Here is an 18770-nt window from a genome sequence, read left to right as displayed (position 1 = left end):
TTTTTCCGTGTCGCGTGTAGTTCTTAGTGCACCAGCATGCCGGTGAACCAGTAGGCCTGAGCCAACGTGATCAGGCCGACGATCGTTGCAAAGAATAGGCTGTGCTTGAGGGTGAAGCGGAACAGATCCGATTCCTTGCCCACCAGCCCGGTCGCGGCGCAGGCCACGGCGATCGATTGCGGCGAAATCATCTTGCCGGTCACGCCGCCGCTGGTATTTGCCGCCACCAGCAAGGTGTCGTTGACGCCGATCTGGTGCGCAGTGGTTGCTTGCAGCGAACTGAACAGTGCGTTGGACGAAGTATCGGAACCGGTCAGGAACACGCCGAGCCAGCCGAGGAACGGCGAGAAGAACGGGAATGCCGCCCCCGTGCCTGCCAGGACCAGAGCCATGGTCGACGACATGCCCGAATAGTTAGTGACGAAGGCGAACGCCAGCACCATGCCGATGGACAAGATCGGCCAGCGCAGTTCGTAAAAGGTTTCTTTTAAAGTGGTCAGACCAGTTTTCAGGTTGATCTTCAGCACCAGCATCGAGATCAGCGCGGAGAAGAAAATCGCCGTGCCGGTCGCGGAAACCGGATCGAGTTTGAACACCGCCGGCATCGCCGTCGGTGCGGTCACGATCGGTGCGATCTTGATCACCATTTGATCCAGGTGCGGGATAGCGAAGTTGAACACCCAGCTATACATCGAGCCACCTGCAGCGAACATGGCCTTGAACGGTTTCAGTGTCCAGATCGTGACCAGCACGGTGAGGATTAGAAACGGCGACCAGGCTTTGAAAATTTCTCCCAGGCTGTAAGGCGAAGCCACGGTGGTGCGTTTCTGGCCGAAACCACCGGCGCTGGACACCACGGAAGCCGAGACGGCACCGACGATGTGTGCACCTGCAGCGCGTTTTGGCTGCCAGACTTTCAGGAACAGGGTTAGAGAAATCAGGCTGACCAGCGCCGAGGTGATGTCCGGCAGCTCCGGGCCAATGAAGTTCGAAGTGAAGTATTGGGTGACGGCAAAGCTCAAACCGGCCACCAGTGCGGCAGGCCAGGTTTCCCGAACGCCGCGCAGGCCATCCATCATGAACACCAGCCAGAACGGCACGAACACCGACAACAATGGCAGTTGCCGACCGGCCATGGCGCCAATCTTGAACGCGTCTATACCGGTGACTTGCCCGGCGACGATGATCGGAATCCCCAATGCGCCAAAGGCCACCGGCGCAGTGTTGGCGATCAAACACAGGCCAGCGGCATACAGCGGGTTGAAGCCCAGCCCTACCAGCAGCGCGGCGGTAATCGCTACCGGTGCGCCGAAACCGGCGGCACCTTCAAGGAAGGCGCCGAAGCAAAAACCGATCAGCAGCACTTGCAGGCGTTGGTCGTCGGTGATCGACAGCACCGAGCTGCGGATCACTTCGAACTGGCCGCTCTTGACCGTCAGTTTGTACAGGAACACCGCTGCCACGATGATCCACGCAATCGGCCATAGGCCGTAGGCGAAGCCATAGCCGGCTGCCGCGAAGGCCATATCGACCGGCATCTGGAACGCGAAGATTGCCACGGCAATCGACAGCGCGAGGGTAATGCTGCCGGCCACGTGGCCTTTGAGGCGGAACACGGCCAAAGCCAGGAAGAAAAATACGATGGGGATGACGGCCGCGAGTGCGGACACGCCGAGACTGCCGAGCGGGCTGTAGAGCTGTTGCCAGGTTTGCATATGGGGTGGCCCCTAATTGTTGTTGGTCAGGCACTGGTCAGCGTTCTTGGATAATTGGTAATACCAATTTACAATCGCTGTTGGCTAGGGTAAAAGCCTTGTATGCGGTGTGTCAATTTGCCGCCCTAAAACTTTTGTCGAATAAGCGGTGCAGAACGCATCTGATTCGTTCGATCAAGCGTCGTCTGGTAGGTGCTGGTGCAGCGCCGATAGGCCAGAATAGAGAGCCCGGCGAGCCGCCGGGATCGTGGAGAATTGAGTGATGGGGTTTGATCAGATTCGGCAGCGCCGTTTGTCTGACGATATTGTCGAGCAACTCGAAGGAATGATTCTCGAGGGTACGTTGAAGGCCGGCGAGCGCCTGCCGGCGGAGCGTGCGTTGGCCGAGCAGTTCGGCGTGTCACGCCCTTCGTTGCGCGAAGCGATTCAGAAACTGGCGGCCAAAGGTCTGCTGGTCAGCCGTCAGGGCGGTGGTAACTATGTGGTGGAATCCCTGGGCTCGACGTTCAGCGATCCGCTGCTGCATCTGCTGGAAAGCAACCCCGATGCCCAGCGCGATTTGCTGGAGTTTCGTCATACGCTGGAAGCATCTTGTGCTTACTACGCGGCATTGCGCGCCACGGACGTGGATCGCGAGCGGCTGACGGCGGCGTTCGACGAGTTGCAAGACTGCTATTCGCGCCATGACGAAGTGGGGCGGATGGAAGAGGGTGCGGCAGATGCAAAATTCCATTTGGCGATCGCCGAGGCCAGTCATAACGCGGTGTTGCTGCACACCATTCGTGGCCTGTTCGACCTGCTCAAACGCAACGTGGTGACCAACATCGGCGGCATGTACAAGCAGCGTGCTGAAACCCGCGACATGCTGATTGCGCAGCACAGAGAATTGTATCTGGCGATTATCGAAGGTCGGGCGGAGCAGGCGCGGGAAGTTTCCAGTCGACACATTTTGTATGTGCAGGAAGTACTGGAAGAAGTGCGTCAGGAAGTGCAGCGCGTGGCTCGGGCGGAGCGGCGCAAGGGGATGTAGTCAGTTAGTTCTGTGGTGATTGGACGATTGCATTCGCGAGCAAGCCCGCTCCCACAGGTTCCGGGTCTGCCACATAAATGTCGGCATCCACGGATAATGTGGGAGCGGGCTTGCTCGCGAAAGCGATCTGAAGGCGAAAGAACTAGTCTTCCTTACCCTTGTTTCGCACCGCGCGCTGCAACTCACGACCGGCGTCGCGTTCGCGTTCGGTATCGCGCTTGTCGTATTCCTTCTTGCCCTTGCCCAGAGCGATCTCGCACTTGACCATGTGCTTGCTCCAGTACCAGGAAAGGCATACGCAGGCGTAACCTTTTTGCTGCACGGCAGCGGCCAGCTTTTCCAGCTCGCGCCGGTTGAGCAGCAATTTTCGGGTGCGGGTCGGATCAGCGATGACGTGCGTACTGGCAGTCATCAGCGGCGTAATGTGACTGCCGAGCAGCCAAGCTTCGCCATCTTTGAGCAATACGTAACTGTCAACCAGTTGTAGCTTGCTTGCCCGCAAACTTTTTACTTCCCAGCCGGCCAGGACCAGACCAGCCTCGAACTTATGCTCGATGAAGTAATCGTGTCGCGCCTTTTTATTCTGCGCGATGGTCCCTGTTGGGTGTTTCTTCTGTTTAGCCATAGGGGCGGCATTATAGGGAGTTGCAAGCAAGTCGGCTACGGTGACGCTACGTGCTTGAGCAGGTTGATTGAATCCCGGACAATGCGGCCTCTTTTTTGATCGCTTGGGCGTGATAACGATGTCGACAGACAAGGTTTCTGTCCACGGCAGTTGGGCTAGCCGCTGGGTCTTCATACTCGCCGCGACCGGTTCGGCCGTGGGGTTGGGTAGTATCTGGAAATTCCCTTACATGGTCGGCGTCTACGGTGGCGGGGCCTTCGTGCTGATGTTCCTGGCCTGTATCGCGCTGATCGGTATGCCCGTGATGCTGGCCGAAACCCTGATCGGCCGCCGCGCACGGCAGAGCCCGGCCAATGCCTTGAAAGTCCTGGCGCTGGAAGCGGGGCATTCGGCGAAGTGGTCCTGGGGCGCATTTGCCGGGATGATCACGGCGTTGCTGATCCTGTCTTTCTATAGCGTGGTCGGCGGCTGGTCGCTGGACTACATCATCGACATGGGGCGTGGCGACTTCCAGGGTGTAACGCCTGATCAGGTCGGCGCGTACTTCGGCAATGTGATCGCTGACCCATGGCGTCTGACACTTTGGCATACGGTTTTTATGCTCCTCTCCGCCGTGGTGATCGCCAAAGGTGTGGTCGCCGGCCTGGAGCGCAGTCTGCGGATCATGATGCCGCTGCTGTTCGTAATGATCCTGGTGCTGCTGGGTTACAGCATGACCACCGGCCACTTCATGGAAGGCGTGCATTTCATGTTCGACTTTCATCCGGAAAAAGTGCTCGACGGTTTGCTGCCGGCGATGGGGCACGCTTTCTTCTCCCTGAGTGTGGGCGTCGGCTCGATCATGATCTACGGCGCTTACATGCCGAAGAGTTCGTCGATTTCCGGGACTGTGGTCGGCGTGGCGCTGCTCGATACCTTCGTTTCCCTGGTGGCCGGTCTGGCATTGTTTCCGATTGTGTTTGCTGCGGGCCTGAACCCGAGCGAAGGTCCAGGCCTGATGTTCGTCAGCCTGCCATTTGCATTTGGCAACGTAGCGTTCGGCCAGTTGATGGGCGTAGTGTTCTTCGTGCTGGTAGCGATTGCGGCCTGGAGTTCGGCGATTTCCCTGCTCGAACCGATGGTGGCTTACCTGGTTGAACGCACGAAGATCAGCCGCGCCTGGGTCACCTTCTGGCTGGCATTCACCTGCTGGTTTGTCGGTCTGGGCACTGTGTTCTCCTTCAATATCTGGAAGGAAGCCAAGTTTTTCGTGAACGAAGGCGGGTTGTTCCACCTCTATCAATGGGGAGCAGCCGGTGGTCTGGACTTCTTCGGTGTGATCGATTTCTTCACCTCGCGGATCATGTTGCCACTCGGTGGTTTGTGTTTCGTGATGTTTGCGGGCTGGGTGATGGGGCGTGAAGCGGTGCGCGATGAGTTGTCGATCCGCCGTCCGGTGCTGTTCGCCCTGTCCCTGTTCTTGATGCGCTATGTGGCGCCCATCGGCATTCTCGTAGTATTTGCCGCCCAGCTGTGGAAGTAACGCTGACATGACGACACACATTCAACGTTCGGCCCTGCTGCCGTATCCTGCACAAGCGCTTTATGACTTGGTCAACGACGTGGCCCGCTATCCCGAATTCCTGCCGTGGTGTTCGTCGGCGGAAGTCCTGGAAAGCACGCCTGAGCTTATGCGTGCCCGCGTCGGCGTGGCCAAGGGTGGCCTGAGTCAGCATTTCGTGACACGTAACACCCTGGTGCCAGGGCGTTCGATCGAGATGAACCTCGAGGAAGGTCCATTCAGCCAGTTGCACGGCGTCTGGGTGTTCAAGCCGTTAGGCGAGAAGGCCTGCAAGATCAGTCTGGACTTGTCGTTCGACTACTCGGGACCGCTGGTGCGTGCGACGTTGGGGCCTTTGTTCAATCAGGCGGCGAACACACTGATGGACGCGTTTTGCCAGCGTGCGAAACAGATGCATGGTTGAGGCAATGATCAAGGTCGAAGTGGTGTACGCCGCTGTTGATCGTCAGGTACTGCTGACCGTAACGGTGCCGGTGGGCGCAACGGTGCGAGATGCGTTGCTCGAATCCGGCCTGAATAGCGAATTCCCTGAGTTGGATCTGGCCGGTTGTCCGGTTGGGATCTTTGGCAAAGTGATTTCTGAGCCGGCCAACCGTCCGGTTCAGGCAGGGGATCGTCTCGAGATTTACCGGCCCTTACTTGCCGATCCAAAAGAAGTTCGCCGGTTACGCGCCGCCAAAGCGGCCGAGGCCAAAGCCCGGAATCAGTGATCCGATTAAACGCCAGACGATAAAAAACCCGGACATGCCGGGTTTTTTATTGCGTCGTAAATTATTGCGGCGAAGTTTCCAGCGGTTCTGGCGTCGGGACTGGAACGGTTTCTACGTTGTCCACGTCCTTCTGGATCTGGTCCAGCAACGAACCTGGCTTGACCGGTTTTTCTGGCTTCGGCTTCTCGGCGTTTTCTGCAGGGGTGGTCACGGTAGTGCCACTGTCCTTGCCGAGAATGGCTTCGTCGCGGCTCACGCCCGGCATGAAATCGCCAGAGAGGCTGACAAGTTGGTCATTTGGGTTGAAGATAACGCTAATGCGTTCCTGTTGGCGTTCACCGCCACCCGGTTGCAGGCTGTAGAGATAATCCCAGCGATCGGCATGGAACGTGTCGGTCAGCAGAGGGTTACCCATGATAAACCGTACTTGCCGGCGGGTCATTCCCGGGCGTAACTGGTCTATCATGTCCTGCGTGACGACATTGCCCTGCTGGATGTCGATTTTGTAAACCCCGGGGAATGAACAACCGGCGAGTGCGAGCAGTCCCACAAAGGTGAAACTGGTTAGCAAGAGCTTGGTGTTTTGCATCGGTGGGCGACTTCCACTATCTTGGCTGGGACAACGTAAACGCCGATCATACCCGCATTAAGAGAAGCTGCGAAGCAGCATCGCGAGAAAGCTGACCATGGTTGAAAATAGCGAACTACGCAAAGCCGGCCTCAAAGTGACCCTTCCACGGGTCAAAATTCTGCAAATGCTCGATTCCGCCGAGCAACGCCACATGAGTGCCGAGGATGTCTACAAGGCGCTGATGGAGGCTGGTGAGGACGTCGGTCTGGCCACGGTTTACCGTGTTCTGACCCAGTTCGAGGCAGCTGGCCTTGTGGTGCGGCACAACTTCGACGGAGGCCATGCGGTCTTCGAGCTGGACGACGGCAAGCATCACGACCATATGGTCAACGTCGAAACCAGTGAAGTGATCGAATTCTTCGACGAAGAAATCGAGCGGCTGCAGAAAGCAATCGTCGACAAGTATGGCTTCGAGATGGTTGATCACAATCTTGTACTGTACGTGCGCAAGAAAAAGTAAGCATGTCGCGCGAACTTCAGGTTCGCGAAACGAACGAAGGCGACCCCAGGGTCGCCTTCGTGCTTTCTGTCATTCTTAAATTTTCGCGGTAACGACCATCTTTTTCGCGTGAGCCAGTGATTCCTTGGTGAGGTCGATGCCGCCCAGCATTCGTGCCACTTCTTCGACACGATCGGTCTTGCTCAGTTTGGATACGGCCGTATGCGTGGCGTCTTCACCGCGCACCTTGTGTACAAATAGATGTTGATGCCCTTGCGCCGCTACTTGAGGCAAGTGAGTCACGGTCAGAACCTGCCCGCGCTCCCCGAGGCGCCGCAGCAACTGGCCGACAATCTCGGCGGTCGGGCCGCCGATACCCACGTCCACTTCGTCGAACACCAGGGTCGGTACGCGCGAGGTCTGTGCAGTGATCACCTGAATCGCCAGGCTGATACGCGACAGTTCGCCACCCGATGCCACTTTCGCCAGGGCTTTCAACGGTTGCCCCGGGTTGGCGCTCACCAGCAGTTCTACCTGTTCGAGCCCGTTAGGCAGCAGTTCGTCGCTGCTGTTGGGGCGAAGTTCGATGGTGAAGCGGCCGCCGGGCATGCCCAGGCGCTGGATTTCCTGTTCCACGGCACTGGCCAGGCTGCTTGAGGCTTGATGCCGCAAGTCGCTCAGCTCCCGAGCCTTCTCCTGATAATGGCGGGCGTAGGAGGCCAGTTCATCGCTCAATCGTTCGATGGATTCGTCGTTGGCGTTCAGCGTTTCGATTTCATCTAGTAGCCTCTGCTGCATCTCGGCGACTTCAGTCGGCTGGATGCGGTGTTTGCGCGCCAGGGTGTAGATGGCATCGAGGCGCTCTTCCAGGTATTGAAGGCGGGCCGGGTCGGCGTCGAAATTGTCGAGAAAGCGGTTCAGCTCGCCCACGGCTTCTTCAACCTGAATCTGTGCGCTGGTCAGCAGGCTGCTGGCTTCGCCCAGGGCGCCGATTGAATTGTTTACGCTCGATAGGCGGTTAAGGCTGGCAGTGAGTGCATTCAATACGTTGCCGGAATCACTTTCGCTGCATTGTTCGACCACTTGCCGGCAAATGCCCAGCAGGGTTTCGGCGTTGGTCAGGTTCTTGTGTTCCTGTTCCAGCTGCTCCAGCTCGTTTTCGCCGAGGCCGAGGTTTTCCAGTTCTTCGAGTTGGTAGCTGAGCAACTGATGACGAGCGCGCTGTTCGTCGCCGGAGTTGGAGAGGCGTTCCAGTTCCTGGCGGGTCTGGCGCCAGCGTTGGGCGGCCAGTTGCACCTGGCGAGCCAGGTCCGTGGCACCGGCGTATTCGTCGAGCAGGCGGCGGTGAGTATCGGTTTTGAGCAGGGATTGGTGTTCGTGCTGGCTGTGGATATCAATCAGCAACTCGCCCAAGGCCTTCAGGTCGCCGAGAGGGCAGGGGGTGCCATTGATGTAGCCGCGCGAGCGCCCTTCGGCGGTGATTACTCGACGCAGAATGCACGGGCCGTCGTTCTCGAGGTCGCGCTCGGCCAGCCAGGCGCTGGCTTCCGGGATGTCGATCAGGTCGAAGGTGGCCAGGATATCGGCCTTGTCGGCACCCGGGCGGACCACGCCGTTGTCGGCACGATCGCCCAGGGTCAGGCCCAGGGCGTCGAGCATGATCGACTTGCCGGCGCCGGTTTCCCCTGTGATCACGCTCATCCCGCGATCGAGTTCGAGATCGAGATGTTCAACGATGGCGTAGTTGTGTACGGACAGGTGCACCAGCATAAAGGCCGCTCCCAAGCTTTAGGTCTGGTTATTTATACAGTGTTTTGTTTCGGGCTGACAATGCCCTCTCTTAGGTCGATTTGCTTGATCGAAGGAAATCCTTAGTGCGGTGAGGAATGACAATGCAGCTGTTTTTTGTAGGGGTAATCATCAAATAGCCCTTGAAGCTGAATTTTGCGGCCCCATATACCGGGGCAGAAGCGCGAGTTGAGCTCGCGGACGATATTGGAAGGAGAAATCTATGGCTGACGAACAGACAGTGGATACGCAAAATCTAGACGCCAACCAGGGCCCCGAGGCTTCGGGTGAAGACCTGGCGGCTCGTGTACAAGTGCTCGAAGAGCAATTGGCTGGTGCGCAGGATCAGGCTTTGCGTGTAGCCGCCGATCTGCAGAACGTCCGCCGCCGTGCCGAGCAGGACGTTGAAAAGGCTCACAAATTCGCCCTGGAAAAGTTCGCTGGCGACCTGCTGCCGATCATCGACAGCCTGGAGCGCGGTCTGGAGCTATCCAACCCTGACGACGAAAACATTCGTCCGATGCGCGAAGGGATCGAGCTGACCCTGAAAATGTTCCAGGACACCCTGAAACGCTATCACCTGGAAGCGATCGATCCTGAAGGCGAACCCTTCAATGCCTTGCATCATCAGGCGATGGCCATGCAGGAAAGCGCCGATGTCGAGCCAAACAGCGTGCTCAAGGTGTTTCAGAAGGGCTACCAGCTTCACGGTCGCCTGCTGCGCCCGGCCATGGTCGTGGTCAGCAAGGCACCTGCACCGGTTTCGCCTTCGATTGACGAGCAGGCTTGAAATTAGCCGCAAGGCCCCCATTTAGAAGTCAAGCGTTTAAGTGCTACCGCAGTCAGCCACCACTACTGCGGCATCCAAATCCAAAGTTTCGGGAGAGTGAACATGGGCAAAATTATCGGTATCGACCTGGGGACTACCAACTCCTGCGTCTCCGTGCTGGAAAACGGCAAAGCCAAAGTTATTGAAAACGCTGAAGGCGCGCGTACCACGCCGTCGATCATCGCTTATGCCAACGACGGTGAAATCCTGGTTGGCCAGTCGGCCAAGCGTCAAGCCGTGACCAATCCGCATAACACCCTATACGCGGTGAAGCGTCTGATCGGTCGTCGTTTCGACGAAGAAGTCGTACAGAAAGACATCCAGATGGTCCCTTACAAGATCGTCAAGGCTGACAACAACGACGCCTGGGTTGAAGTGAACGGCCAGAAAATGGCACCGCCACAAATTTCGGCTGAAATTCTGAAGAAAATGAAGAAGACCGCCGAAGACTACCTCGGCGAGCCAGTGACCGAGGCGGTGATCACCGTTCCGGCCTACTTCAACGACAGCCAGCGTCAAGCCACCAAAGACGCCGGCCGCATCGCGGGTCTGGACGTTAAACGTATCATCAACGAACCAACCGCAGCCGCACTGGCCTACGGTATGGACAAGGCGAAAGGCGATCACACCGTGATCGTTTACGACTTGGGCGGCGGTACTTTCGACGTTTCCGTGATCGAAATCGCTGAAGTCGATGGCGAGCACCAGTTCGAAGTGTTGGCCACCAACGGTGACACTTTCCTGGGCGGTGAAGACTTTGACATTCGTCTGATCGACTACCTCGTCGACGAATTCAAGAAAGAAAGCGGCATGAACCTCAAGGGTGACCCGCTGGCGATGCAGCGCCTGAAAGAAGCCGCTGAGAAAGCCAAGATCGAACTGTCCTCGAGCCAGTCGACCGACGTGAACCTGCCGTACATCACTGCAGACGCTACCGGTCCTAAGCACTTGAACGTGAAAATCTCCCGCGCCAAGCTCGAAGCGCTGGTTGAAGACCTGGTTCAGCGCACCATCGAACCTTGCCGCATCGCCATGAAAGATGCCGGTATCGAGATTGGTGCGATCAACGACGTGATCCTGGTCGGCGGTCAGACCCGTATGCCACTGGTTCAGAAACTGGTGACCGATTTCTTCGGTAAAGAAGCACGTAAAGACGTCAACCCTGACGAAGCTGTTGCCATGGGTGCTGCTATCCAGGGCGCAGTATTGGCTGGTGACGTGAAAGACGTTTTGCTGCTCGACGTCAGCCCGCTGACCCTGGGTATCGAAACCATGGGCGGCGTGATGACTGCGCTGATCGAGAAAAACACCACGATTCCTACCAAGAAATCGCAAGTGTTCTCGACTGCCGACGACAACCAGGGCGCAGTGACCATTCACGTGCTGCAAGGTGAGCGTAAGCAAGCCGCACAGAACAAGTCCCTGGGCAAGTTCGACCTGGCCGAGATTCCACCAGCACCACGTGGCGTGCCGCAAATCGAAGTGACCTTCGACATCGACGCCAACGGCATCCTGCACGTCGGCGCGAAAGACAAGGCTACCGGCAAGACTCAGTCGATCGTGATCAAGGCCAACTCCGGTCTGTCCGAGGAAGAAATTCAGCAGATGGTTCGCGATGCTGAAGTGAACGCTGAAGAAGACCGCAAGTTCGAAGAGCTGGCCAGCGCCCGCAACCAAGGCGATGCCCTGGTTCACTCGACGCGCAAAATGGTCGCTGATGCTGGCGACAAAGTGAGCGCTGAAGAGAAGACTGCAATCGAAGCCGCTGTAGTTGCCCTGGAAACCGCCATCAAAGGCGACGACAAGGCCGCTATCGAAGCCAAGGTTGAAGAGCTGTCCAAGGTCTCCGCGCCAGTGGCTCAGAAAATGTACGCTGATCAGGCTCAGCCAGCTGAAGGCGCGGCGCCGAAAGACGAATCGGCTGAAAAGGCTGACGATGTTGTCGATGCCGAGTTCGAAGAAGTCAAAGACCACAAGTAAGTTGTTGGTCACCCGGTTGACTGCCTTCAGGCGGTGACTGGTAGGATGTCGCCGCGCGGGAGCTTGCTCCCGCGTTGGCGTGTCTGGAGTAAGCGAATTTTTACAGCATGCGACAACGTTCGGATGTTGGTGGTATGGCCGGAAATGCTCCTGCTTTTCGAGCTGAAAGTACCGCAATGAATCAAAGACCAGGATCGTTGAATTGACGTGAGTTGGGTCCGGGCCTGTATTGGGGCTCAACGAGTTTGGCGAGGCTCAGGAGAGGTTTGCCGAACGTCCTTAAGAGTGCAAAGACTTATGGCAAAGCGTGACTATTACGAAGTATTGGGTGTTGAGCGTGGTTCAAGCGAAGCGGACCTGAAAAAGGCCTACCGTCGCCTGGCGATGAAGCACCACCCGGACCGTAATCCCGATGACAAAGCGTCGGAAGATATGTTCAAGGAGGCCAACGAGGCCTACGAAGTGCTGTCCGATTCCAGCAAGCGCGCGGCCTATGACCAATACGGTCATGCCGGTGTCGATCCGAGCATGGGTGGCGGCGGTGCCGGGTTTGGCGGTCAGAACTTCTCCGATATCTTTGGCGATGTCTTCAGTGACTTCTTCGGTGGCGGTCGCGGCGGTGCTCGTGGCGGCGCTCAGCGCGGCAGCGATCTGCGTTACACCCTGGAGCTGAACCTGGAAGAAGCGGTGCGCGGCACGACCGTGAATATCCGCGTTCCGACACTGGTCAACTGCAAGCCGTGCGACGGCTCGGGCGCCAAGAAAGGCTCCTCTCCGGTCACTTGCCCGACGTGCGGCGGTATCGGTCAGGTACGCATGCAGCAGGGCTTCTTCTCGGTGCAGCAGACCTGCCCACGTTGCCATGGCCAGGGCAAGATCATTTCCGATCCGTGCGATTCTTGCCGCGGTGAAGGTCGTGTCGAAGAGTACAAGACCCTATCGGTGAAAGTGCCAGCCGGTGTCGATACGGGTGATCGTATTCGCCTGTCCGGTGAAGGCGAGGCAGGCGCCCAGGGTGGTCCGACCGGCGATCTGTACGTGGTGATCAATGTGCGCGAGCACGCGATTTTTCAGCGTGACGGCAAGCATTTGTTCTGCGAAGTGCCCATCAGCTTCGTCGACGCGGCGCTGGGTGGCGAGCTGGAGATTCCGACCCTTGATGGTCGGGTCAAGCTGAAGATCCCTGAAGGAACTCAGACCGGCAAGCAGTTCCGTGTTCGCGGCAAAGGCGTTGCGCCGGTTCGCGGTGGCGGTGCTGGCGACTTGATGTGCCGTGTAGCGGTCGAAACCCCGGTCAACCTGGGTCGTCGTCAGCGCGAATTGCTGGAAGAGTTCAGAAGCTCTCTGGCGGACGACAACAGTCATTCGCCGAAAACCACCGGTTGGTTCGAAGGCGTGAAGCGCTTCTTCGGCGATTTGTAAGGAGTCGGCATGCGACGTATAGCTGTGATGGGCGCTGCCGGGCGCATGGGCAAGATTCTGGTTGAGGCGGTGCAGCAGCGCGCGCCGCTGACTGGCCTGACGGCAGCCATTGTGCGCCCCGGCAGCACGCTGATTGGCGTGGATGCCGGTGAGTTGGCATCGTTGGGCCGAATCGGTGTGCCGCTGTCCGGTAAGCTGGATGCGGTGGCCGATGAGTTCGATGTGTTGATCGACTTCACGCTCCCGGAAGTCATGCTGAGCAATCTGGCGTTCTGTCGCAAGGCGGGCAAGGCCATGGTAATCGGCACCACGGGATTGGACGCCGCGCAGAAGCAGTTGCTGGTCGAGGCGAGCGAAGATATTGCGATTGTGTTCGCGGCCAATTTCAGTGTCGGTGTAAACCTGTCGCTGAAGCTGCTCGACATGGCGGCTCGTGTGCTGGGCGATGACGCTGATATCGAAATTATCGAAGCCCATCATCGGCACAAGATCGATGCGCCTTCAGGCACGGCTCTGCGCATGGGCGAAGTGATCGCCAATGCACTGGATCGTGATCTGCAGAAGGTTGCGGTTTATGGTCGTGAAGGTCACACCGGTGTGCGCGAGCGTGAAACGATCGGCTTCGCGACTGTTCGCGGTGGTGATGTTGTCGGTGATCATACGGTGCTGTTCGCCTGTGAGGGCGAGCGACTTGAGATTACTCACAAGGCATCCAGTCGCATGACCTTCGCCAAGGGCGCGGTACGTGCAGCTTTGTGGCTGGATGGTCGTGAGCCAGGCCTTTACGACATGCAAGACGTGCTCGACCTGCGGTAAGATATGCCCGAAATCGGGTTCAAACTCAGCGTTTGGACCCGGTTTTATTCCGCCCGGCGACGTCCTGTCGCATTCTCCGGCCTTTAAGGCTCATTGGCGGTAGACCAAAAATGCCTTTTTCTGTAAGCTACAGCTTTAGTGTGTCCACTAAAAGCGCGCAGAATAATTCGGTGAAGAAGCGGGGTGACGTGTCCATACGTCACTCCGCTTTTTTACAACCTGCGATCGCCCTTTCAGGCTTTATTTACGGGAGGTCTTCTTGACTAAGCCAGCCATACTCGCCCTTGCTGATGGCAGCATTTTTCGCGGCGAAGCCATTGGAGCCGACGGTCAAACCGTTGGTGAGGTGGTGTTCAACACCGCAATGACCGGCTATCAGGAAATCCTTACCGATCCTTCCTACGCCCAACAGATCGTTACCCTGACGTACCCGCACATCGGCAATACCGGCACTACGCCGGAAGACGCCGAGTCCGACCGCGTCTGGTCCGCTGGCCTGGTCATTCGTGACCTGCCACTGGTTGCGAGCAACTGGCGCAACACGATGTCACTGTCCGACTACCTGAAAGCCAACAATGTGGTGGCAATCGCCGGTATCGACACTCGCCGCCTGACACGCATCCTGCGTGAGAAAGGCGCGCAGAACGGCTGCATCATGGCCGGTGACAACATTTCCGAAGAAGCCGCCATCGCCGCCGCTCAGGGTTTCCCTGGCCTCAAAGGCATGGACCTGGCAAAAGTCGTCAGCACCAAAGAGAAGTACGAGTGGCGCTCGACGGTCTGGGATCTGAAAACCGACAGCCACGCGACTCTGGAAGCCTCCGAGCTGCCATACCACGTGGTGGCCTACGACTACGGCGTCAAGCTGAACATCCTGCGCATGCTGGTCGAGCGCGGTTGCCGCGTGACCGTGGTGCCTGCACAGACGCCGGCCGCCGAAGCGCTGGCACTGAAACCTGACGGCGTGTTCCTGTCCAACGGCCCGGGCGACCCTGAGCCATGCGACTACGCGATCCAGGCAATCAAGGATGTGCTTGAAACCGAAATTCCGGTGTTCGGCATCTGCCTCGGTCACCAGCTGTTGGCTCTGGCCTCCGGCGCCAAGACCCTGAAAATGGGTCACGGCCACCACGGTGCCAACCACCCGGTCCAGGATCTGGACAGCGGTGTGGTGATGATCACCAGCCAGAACCACGGTTTTGCGGTAGACGAAGCGACCCTGCCAGGTAACGTTCGGGCGATCCACAAATCGCTGTTCGACGGCACCCTGCAAGGCATCGAGCGTACCGACAAGAGCGCCTTCAGCTTCCAGGGTCACCCTGAAGCCAGCCCTGGCCCGAACGACGTAGCGCCACTGTTTGATCGCTTCATCAACGAAATGGCCAAGCGACGCTAATCGCTCGCCCTGATGTAGCGAAGCCTGAGGGCGGTCCCGAAACCGGTGGCCCCCTCAAGGCTTCAGAGATTGAACAAGACGGCTTGCCGACTGACCTGCGGATTTGAGTGACAACCCATGCCAAAACGTACAGACATTAAAAGCATCCTGATTCTCGGCGCTGGCCCGATCGTGATCGGCCAGGCCTGCGAATTCGACTACTCCGGCGCCCAGGCCTGTAAAGCCCTGCGCGAGGAGGGTTACCGCGTCATCCTGGTGAACTCCAACCCGGCGACGATCATGACCGATCCGGACATGGCCGACGCCACGTACATCGAGCCGATCAAATGGCAGACCGTTGCCAAGATCATCGAGAAAGAGCGTCCGGACGCACTGCTGCCGACCATGGGCGGCCAGACTGCTCTGAACTGCGCCCTGGACCTGGAGCGCGAAGGCGTTCTGGAGAAGTTCGGCGTAGAAATGATCGGCGCCAACGCTGACACCATCGACAAGGCCGAAGACCGTTCGCGCTTCGACAAGGCGATGAAATCCATCGGCCTGGACTGCCCGCGTTCGGGTATCGCCCACAGCATGGAAGAAGCCAACGCGGTTCTTGAGCGCCTGGGCTTCCCGTGTATCATTCGTCCGTCCTTCACCATGGGCGGCACCGGTGGCGGTATCGCTTACAACCGTGAAGAGTTCGAAGAAATCTGCGCCCGCGGTCTGGACCTGTCGCCGACCAAAGAGCTGCTGATCGACGAATCGCTGATCGGCTGGAAAGAGTACGAGATGGAGGTTGTTCGCGATAAGAAGGACAACTGCATCATCGTCTGCTCCATCGAAAACTTCGATCCGATGGGCGTGCACACCGGTGACTCGATCACTGTTGCTCCGGCACAAACCCTGACGGACAAGGAATACCAGATCATGCGTAACGCCTCGTTGGCGGTACTGCGTGAGATCGGTGTGGAAACCGGCGGCTCCAACGTTCAGTTTGGTATCTGCCCGGACACCGGCCGTATGGTCGTGATCGAGATGAACCCGCGTGTATCCCGCTCTTCGGCACTGGCCTCGAAAGCCACTGGTTTCCCGATTGCGCGTATCGCTGCCAAACTGGCGATCGGCTACACCCTGGACGAGCTGCAGAACGAAATCACCGGCGGCGCTACTCCTGCATCCTTCGAGCCGTCCATCGACTACGTCGTCACCAAGCTGCCACGCTTCGCCTTCGAGAAATTCCCGAAAGCCGACGCACGCCTGACCACTCAAATGAAGTCGGTCGGTGAAGTCATGGCCATCGGCCGGACCTTCCAGGAGTCCCTGCAGAAAGCCCTGCGCGGTCTGGAAGTGGGCGTTTGCGGCCTGGACGAGAAGCTCGACCTGAGCAACCCGGAAAGCATGAGCATCCTCAAGCGCGAGCTGACCGTGCCGGGCGCCGAGCGTATCTGGTACGTCGCTGACGCGTTCCGCGCCGGCCTGTCGGTCGAAGATATCTTCGGCATGAACATGATCGATCCGTGGTTCCTGGTGCAGATCGAAGATCTGATCAAGGAAGAAGAGAAGGTCAAGACCCTGGGTCTGGCCAGCATCGACCACGACTTGATGTTCCGCCTCAAGCGCAAAGGCTTCTCCGACATGCGTCTGGCCAAGCTGCTGGGCGTGACCGAGAAGGCTCTGCGTCGCCACCGTCACAAGCTGGAAATCTTCCCGGTCTACAAGCGCGTTGACACCTGCGCGGCCGAGTTCGCCACCGACACCGCTTACCTCTACTCGACGTACGAGGAAGAGTGCGAAGCCGCTCCGTCGGGCCGCGACAAGATCATGATCCTCGGCGGCGGTCCAAACCGTATCGGCCAGGGCATCGAGTTCGACTATTGCTGCGTACACGCGGCACTGGCCCTGCGCGAAGACGGTTACGAGACCATCATGGTCAACTGCAACCCGGAAACCGTTTCCACCGACTACGACACCTCCGATCGTCTGTACTTCGAACCAGTGACCCTGGAAGACGTACTGGAAATCGTCCGTGTCGAGAAGCCGAAAGGCGTCATCGTCCAGTACGGCGGCCAGACTCCGTTGAAACTGGCGCGTGCCCTGGAAGAAGCCGGCGTGCCAATCATTGGCACCAGCCCTGACGCCATCGACCGTGCCGAAGACCGTGAGCGCTTCCAGCAAATGGTTGAGCGTCTGAACCTGCGTCAGCCGCCAAACGCCACCGTGCGCAGCGAAGACGAAGCAATTCGTGCCGCCGCCAAGATCGGTTACCCGCTGGTGGTTCGCCCGTCCTATGTGCTGGGCGGCCGCGCGATGGAAATCGTCTACGAAGAAGAAGAACTCAAGCGCTATCTGCGTGATGCAGTGAAAGTGTCCAACGACAGCCCGGTGCTGCTGGACCACTTCCTCAATTGCGCGATCGAAATGGACGTGGATGCGGTCTGCGACGGCACCGACGTGGTGATCGGCGCGATCATGCAGCACATCGAGCAGGCCGGCGTTCACTCCGGTGACTCCGCGTGCTCCCTGCCGCCGTACTCGCTGCCTGCTCACATCCAGGACGAGATGCGCGAACAGGTCAAGAAAATGGCCCTGGAACTGGGCGTTGTCGGCCTGATGAACGTTCAGTTGGCGCTGCAAGGCGAAGACATCTACGTCATCGAAGTCAACCCGCGCGCTTCCCGTACTGTTCCGTTCGTGTCCAAGTGCATCGGTGTTTCCCTGGCAATGATCGCGGCTCGCGTGATGGCCGGTAAAACCCTGAAGGAAATCGGCTTCACCAAAGAAATCATTCCGAACTTCTACAGCGTGAAAGAGGCGGTGTTCCCATTCGCCAAATTCCCTGGCGTGGACCCGATCCTGGGCCCAGAGATGAAGTCCACCGGTGAAGTGATGGGCGTGGGCGACACCTTCGGCGAAGCCTTTGCCAAAGCCCAGATGGGCGCCAGCGAAGTGCTGCCGACTGGCGGTACCGCGTTCATCAGCGTGCGCGACGATGACAAGCCACTGGTTGCAGGCGTGGCCCGTGATCTGATCAACTTGGGCTTCGAAGTGGTCGCCACTGCCGGTACTGCCAAGCTGATCGAAGCCGCAGGCCTGAAAGTGCGTCGTGTGAACAAGGTGACCGAGGGTCGTCCGCACGTGGTCGACATGATCAAGAACGACGAAGTCACCCTGATCATCAACACCACCGAAGGTCGCCAGTCGATCGCCGATTCCTACTCCATTCGTCGTAATGCCTTGCAGCACAAGATCTACTGCACCACTACCATTGCTGCTGGCGAAGCTATCTGCGAAGCACTGAAGTTCGGTCCCGAGAAGACCGTGCGCCGCTTGCAGGATCTACACGCAGGATTGAAGGCATGATCAAATACCCAATGACCGTCCAGGGCGCGAAAGCCCTGGAAGAAGAGCACGCTCACCTGACCAAGGTCGTCCGTCCGAAGCTCAGCCAGGACATCGGTACGGCCCGCGAGTTGGGTGATTTGAAGGAAAACGCCGAATACCACGCTGCTCGCGAGCAGCAGGGTATGGTCGAGGCGCGGATTCGTGACATTGAAGGCCGGATTCAGAATCAGGTCATCATCGATGTCACGACCATTCCTCATACCGGCAAAGTGATTTTCGGCACCACCGTTGAAATTGCCAACGTCGAGACTGATGAACGCGTCACTTACCACATCGTGGGTGAGGATGAGGCTGACTTCAAACTCGGCAAGATTTCGGTGGGTTCGCCACTGGCCCGCGCCTTGATTGCAAAGGAAGAGGGTGATGTGGTCGCCGTGAAAACGCCGGGTGGCGTTATCGAGTATGAGATTGTCGAAGTTCGCCACCTCTGAAAGAAGGCGCCCGCTA

At 58.2% G+C, this 18770-nt stretch carries 16 protein-coding genes; 12 read left to right on the top strand and 4 right to left on the bottom strand.

From position 1 onward, the window contains the following. Positions 1-23: 23 nt before the first annotated feature. Positions 24-1715 (bottom strand): lactate permease LctP family transporter, encoded by a 1692-nt coding sequence (locus AB4O41_RS13025; RefSeq protein ID WP_367374121.1) that lies wholly within the window; start codon positions 1713-1715, stop codon positions 24-26. A gap of 262 nt (positions 1716-1977) precedes the next feature. On the opposite strand from AB4O41_RS13025, the gene AB4O41_RS13020 reads away from it, so the two are divergent. Next, positions 1978-2745 carry a GntR family transcriptional regulator gene (locus AB4O41_RS13020; RefSeq protein WP_460147988.1) on the top strand — a complete coding sequence of 256 codons (768 nt, stop codon included), beginning with the start codon at positions 1978-1980 and terminating at the stop codon, positions 2743-2745. Positions 2746-2887: 142 nt separating this feature from the next. Here AB4O41_RS13020 and smpB read toward each other — a convergent pair whose 3' ends face one another. Beyond that, entirely contained in the window at positions 2888-3370 is a 483-nt protein-coding gene (gene smpB, locus AB4O41_RS13015; RefSeq protein ID WP_007900551.1) for an SsrA-binding protein SmpB, read from the bottom strand. Between the two features lie 118 nt (positions 3371-3488). On the opposite strand from smpB, the gene AB4O41_RS13010 reads away from it, so the two are divergent. The 3 genes from AB4O41_RS13010 to AB4O41_RS13000 are packed head-to-tail and all read left to right on the top strand — an operon-like array spanning position 3489 to position 5641. Further along, positions 3489-4892: a sodium-dependent transporter gene (locus AB4O41_RS13010; RefSeq protein ID WP_460147987.1), complete on the top strand. Its 1404-nt coding sequence runs from the start codon at positions 3489-3491 to the stop codon at positions 4890-4892. A gap of 7 nt (positions 4893-4899) precedes the next feature. Then, the gene (locus AB4O41_RS13005) at positions 4900-5334 is read left to right on the top strand and encodes a type II toxin-antitoxin system RatA family toxin (RefSeq protein ID WP_052965683.1); all 435 of its coding nucleotides are present in this window, start codon (positions 4900-4902) and stop codon (positions 5332-5334) included. Further along, positions 5327-5641: an RnfH family protein gene (locus AB4O41_RS13000; RefSeq protein ID WP_460147986.1), complete on the top strand. Its 315-nt coding sequence runs from the start codon at positions 5327-5329 to the stop codon at positions 5639-5641. Before AB4O41_RS13005 ends, AB4O41_RS13000 begins: the two co-directional genes overlap by 8 nt. Positions 5642-5702: 61 nt before the next feature. Here AB4O41_RS13000 and AB4O41_RS12995 read toward each other — a convergent pair whose 3' ends face one another. Beyond that, positions 5703-6230, bottom strand: coding sequence for an outer membrane protein assembly factor BamE (locus tag AB4O41_RS12995; RefSeq protein WP_305483410.1), 528 nt, complete (start codon positions 6228-6230; stop codon positions 5703-5705). 97 nt (positions 6231-6327) lie between these two features. Between AB4O41_RS12995 and fur the strand changes: the two genes are divergently transcribed. Then, the gene (fur, locus tag AB4O41_RS12990; protein ID WP_003197684.1) at positions 6328-6732 is read left to right on the top strand and encodes a ferric iron uptake transcriptional regulator; all 405 of its coding nucleotides are present in this window, start codon (positions 6328-6330) and stop codon (positions 6730-6732) included. Between the two features lie 75 nt (positions 6733-6807). Here the strand turns inward: fur and recN are convergent, their stop codons facing one another. Next, on the bottom strand, positions 6808-8481 hold the full coding sequence (gene recN, locus AB4O41_RS12985; RefSeq protein ID WP_460147985.1) for a DNA repair protein RecN: 1674 nt from the start codon (positions 8479-8481) through the stop codon (positions 6808-6810). 241 nt (positions 8482-8722) lie between these two features. On the opposite strand from recN, the gene grpE reads away from it, so the two are divergent. The 7 genes from grpE to greA all read left to right on the top strand — a co-directional run bounded on the left by grpE (position 8723) and on the right by greA (position 18754). Then, on the top strand, positions 8723-9289 hold the full coding sequence (gene grpE, locus AB4O41_RS12980; protein ID WP_095631217.1) for a nucleotide exchange factor GrpE: 567 nt from the start codon (positions 8723-8725) through the stop codon (positions 9287-9289). A gap of 102 nt (positions 9290-9391) precedes the next feature. Beyond that, the gene (gene dnaK / locus AB4O41_RS12975; RefSeq protein WP_030128089.1) at positions 9392-11308 is read left to right on the top strand and encodes a molecular chaperone DnaK; all 1917 of its coding nucleotides are present in this window, start codon (positions 9392-9394) and stop codon (positions 11306-11308) included. Between the two features lie 297 nt (positions 11309-11605). Next, positions 11606-12730, top strand: coding sequence for a molecular chaperone DnaJ (gene dnaJ / locus AB4O41_RS12970; protein ID WP_367374125.1), 1125 nt, complete (start codon positions 11606-11608; stop codon positions 12728-12730). Positions 12731-12739: 9 nt separating this feature from the next. After that, entirely contained in the window at positions 12740-13546 is an 807-nt protein-coding gene (gene dapB, locus AB4O41_RS12965) for a 4-hydroxy-tetrahydrodipicolinate reductase (protein WP_460147984.1), read from the top strand. A 259-nt stretch (positions 13547-13805) separates the two neighbouring features. After that, complete coding sequence (gene carA, locus AB4O41_RS12960) at positions 13806-14942, top strand: glutamine-hydrolyzing carbamoyl-phosphate synthase small subunit (protein ID WP_008005476.1); 1137 nt, start codon at positions 13806-13808, stop codon at positions 14940-14942. Between the two features lie 117 nt (positions 14943-15059). After that, a complete protein-coding gene (gene carB, locus AB4O41_RS12955; protein WP_038978902.1) occupies positions 15060-18281 on the top strand; it encodes a carbamoyl-phosphate synthase large subunit in 3222 nt (1073 codons plus the stop codon). Then, positions 18278-18754 (top strand): transcription elongation factor GreA, encoded by a 477-nt coding sequence (greA, locus tag AB4O41_RS12950; protein WP_007942892.1) that lies wholly within the window; start codon positions 18278-18280, stop codon positions 18752-18754. Before carB ends, greA begins: the two co-directional genes overlap by 4 nt. Positions 18755-18770 lie beyond the last annotated feature (16 nt).

This window comes from Pseudomonas sp. S2_A02, from assembly GCF_054668495.1.
This window is presented reverse-complemented; position numbering and strand designations above follow the sequence as displayed.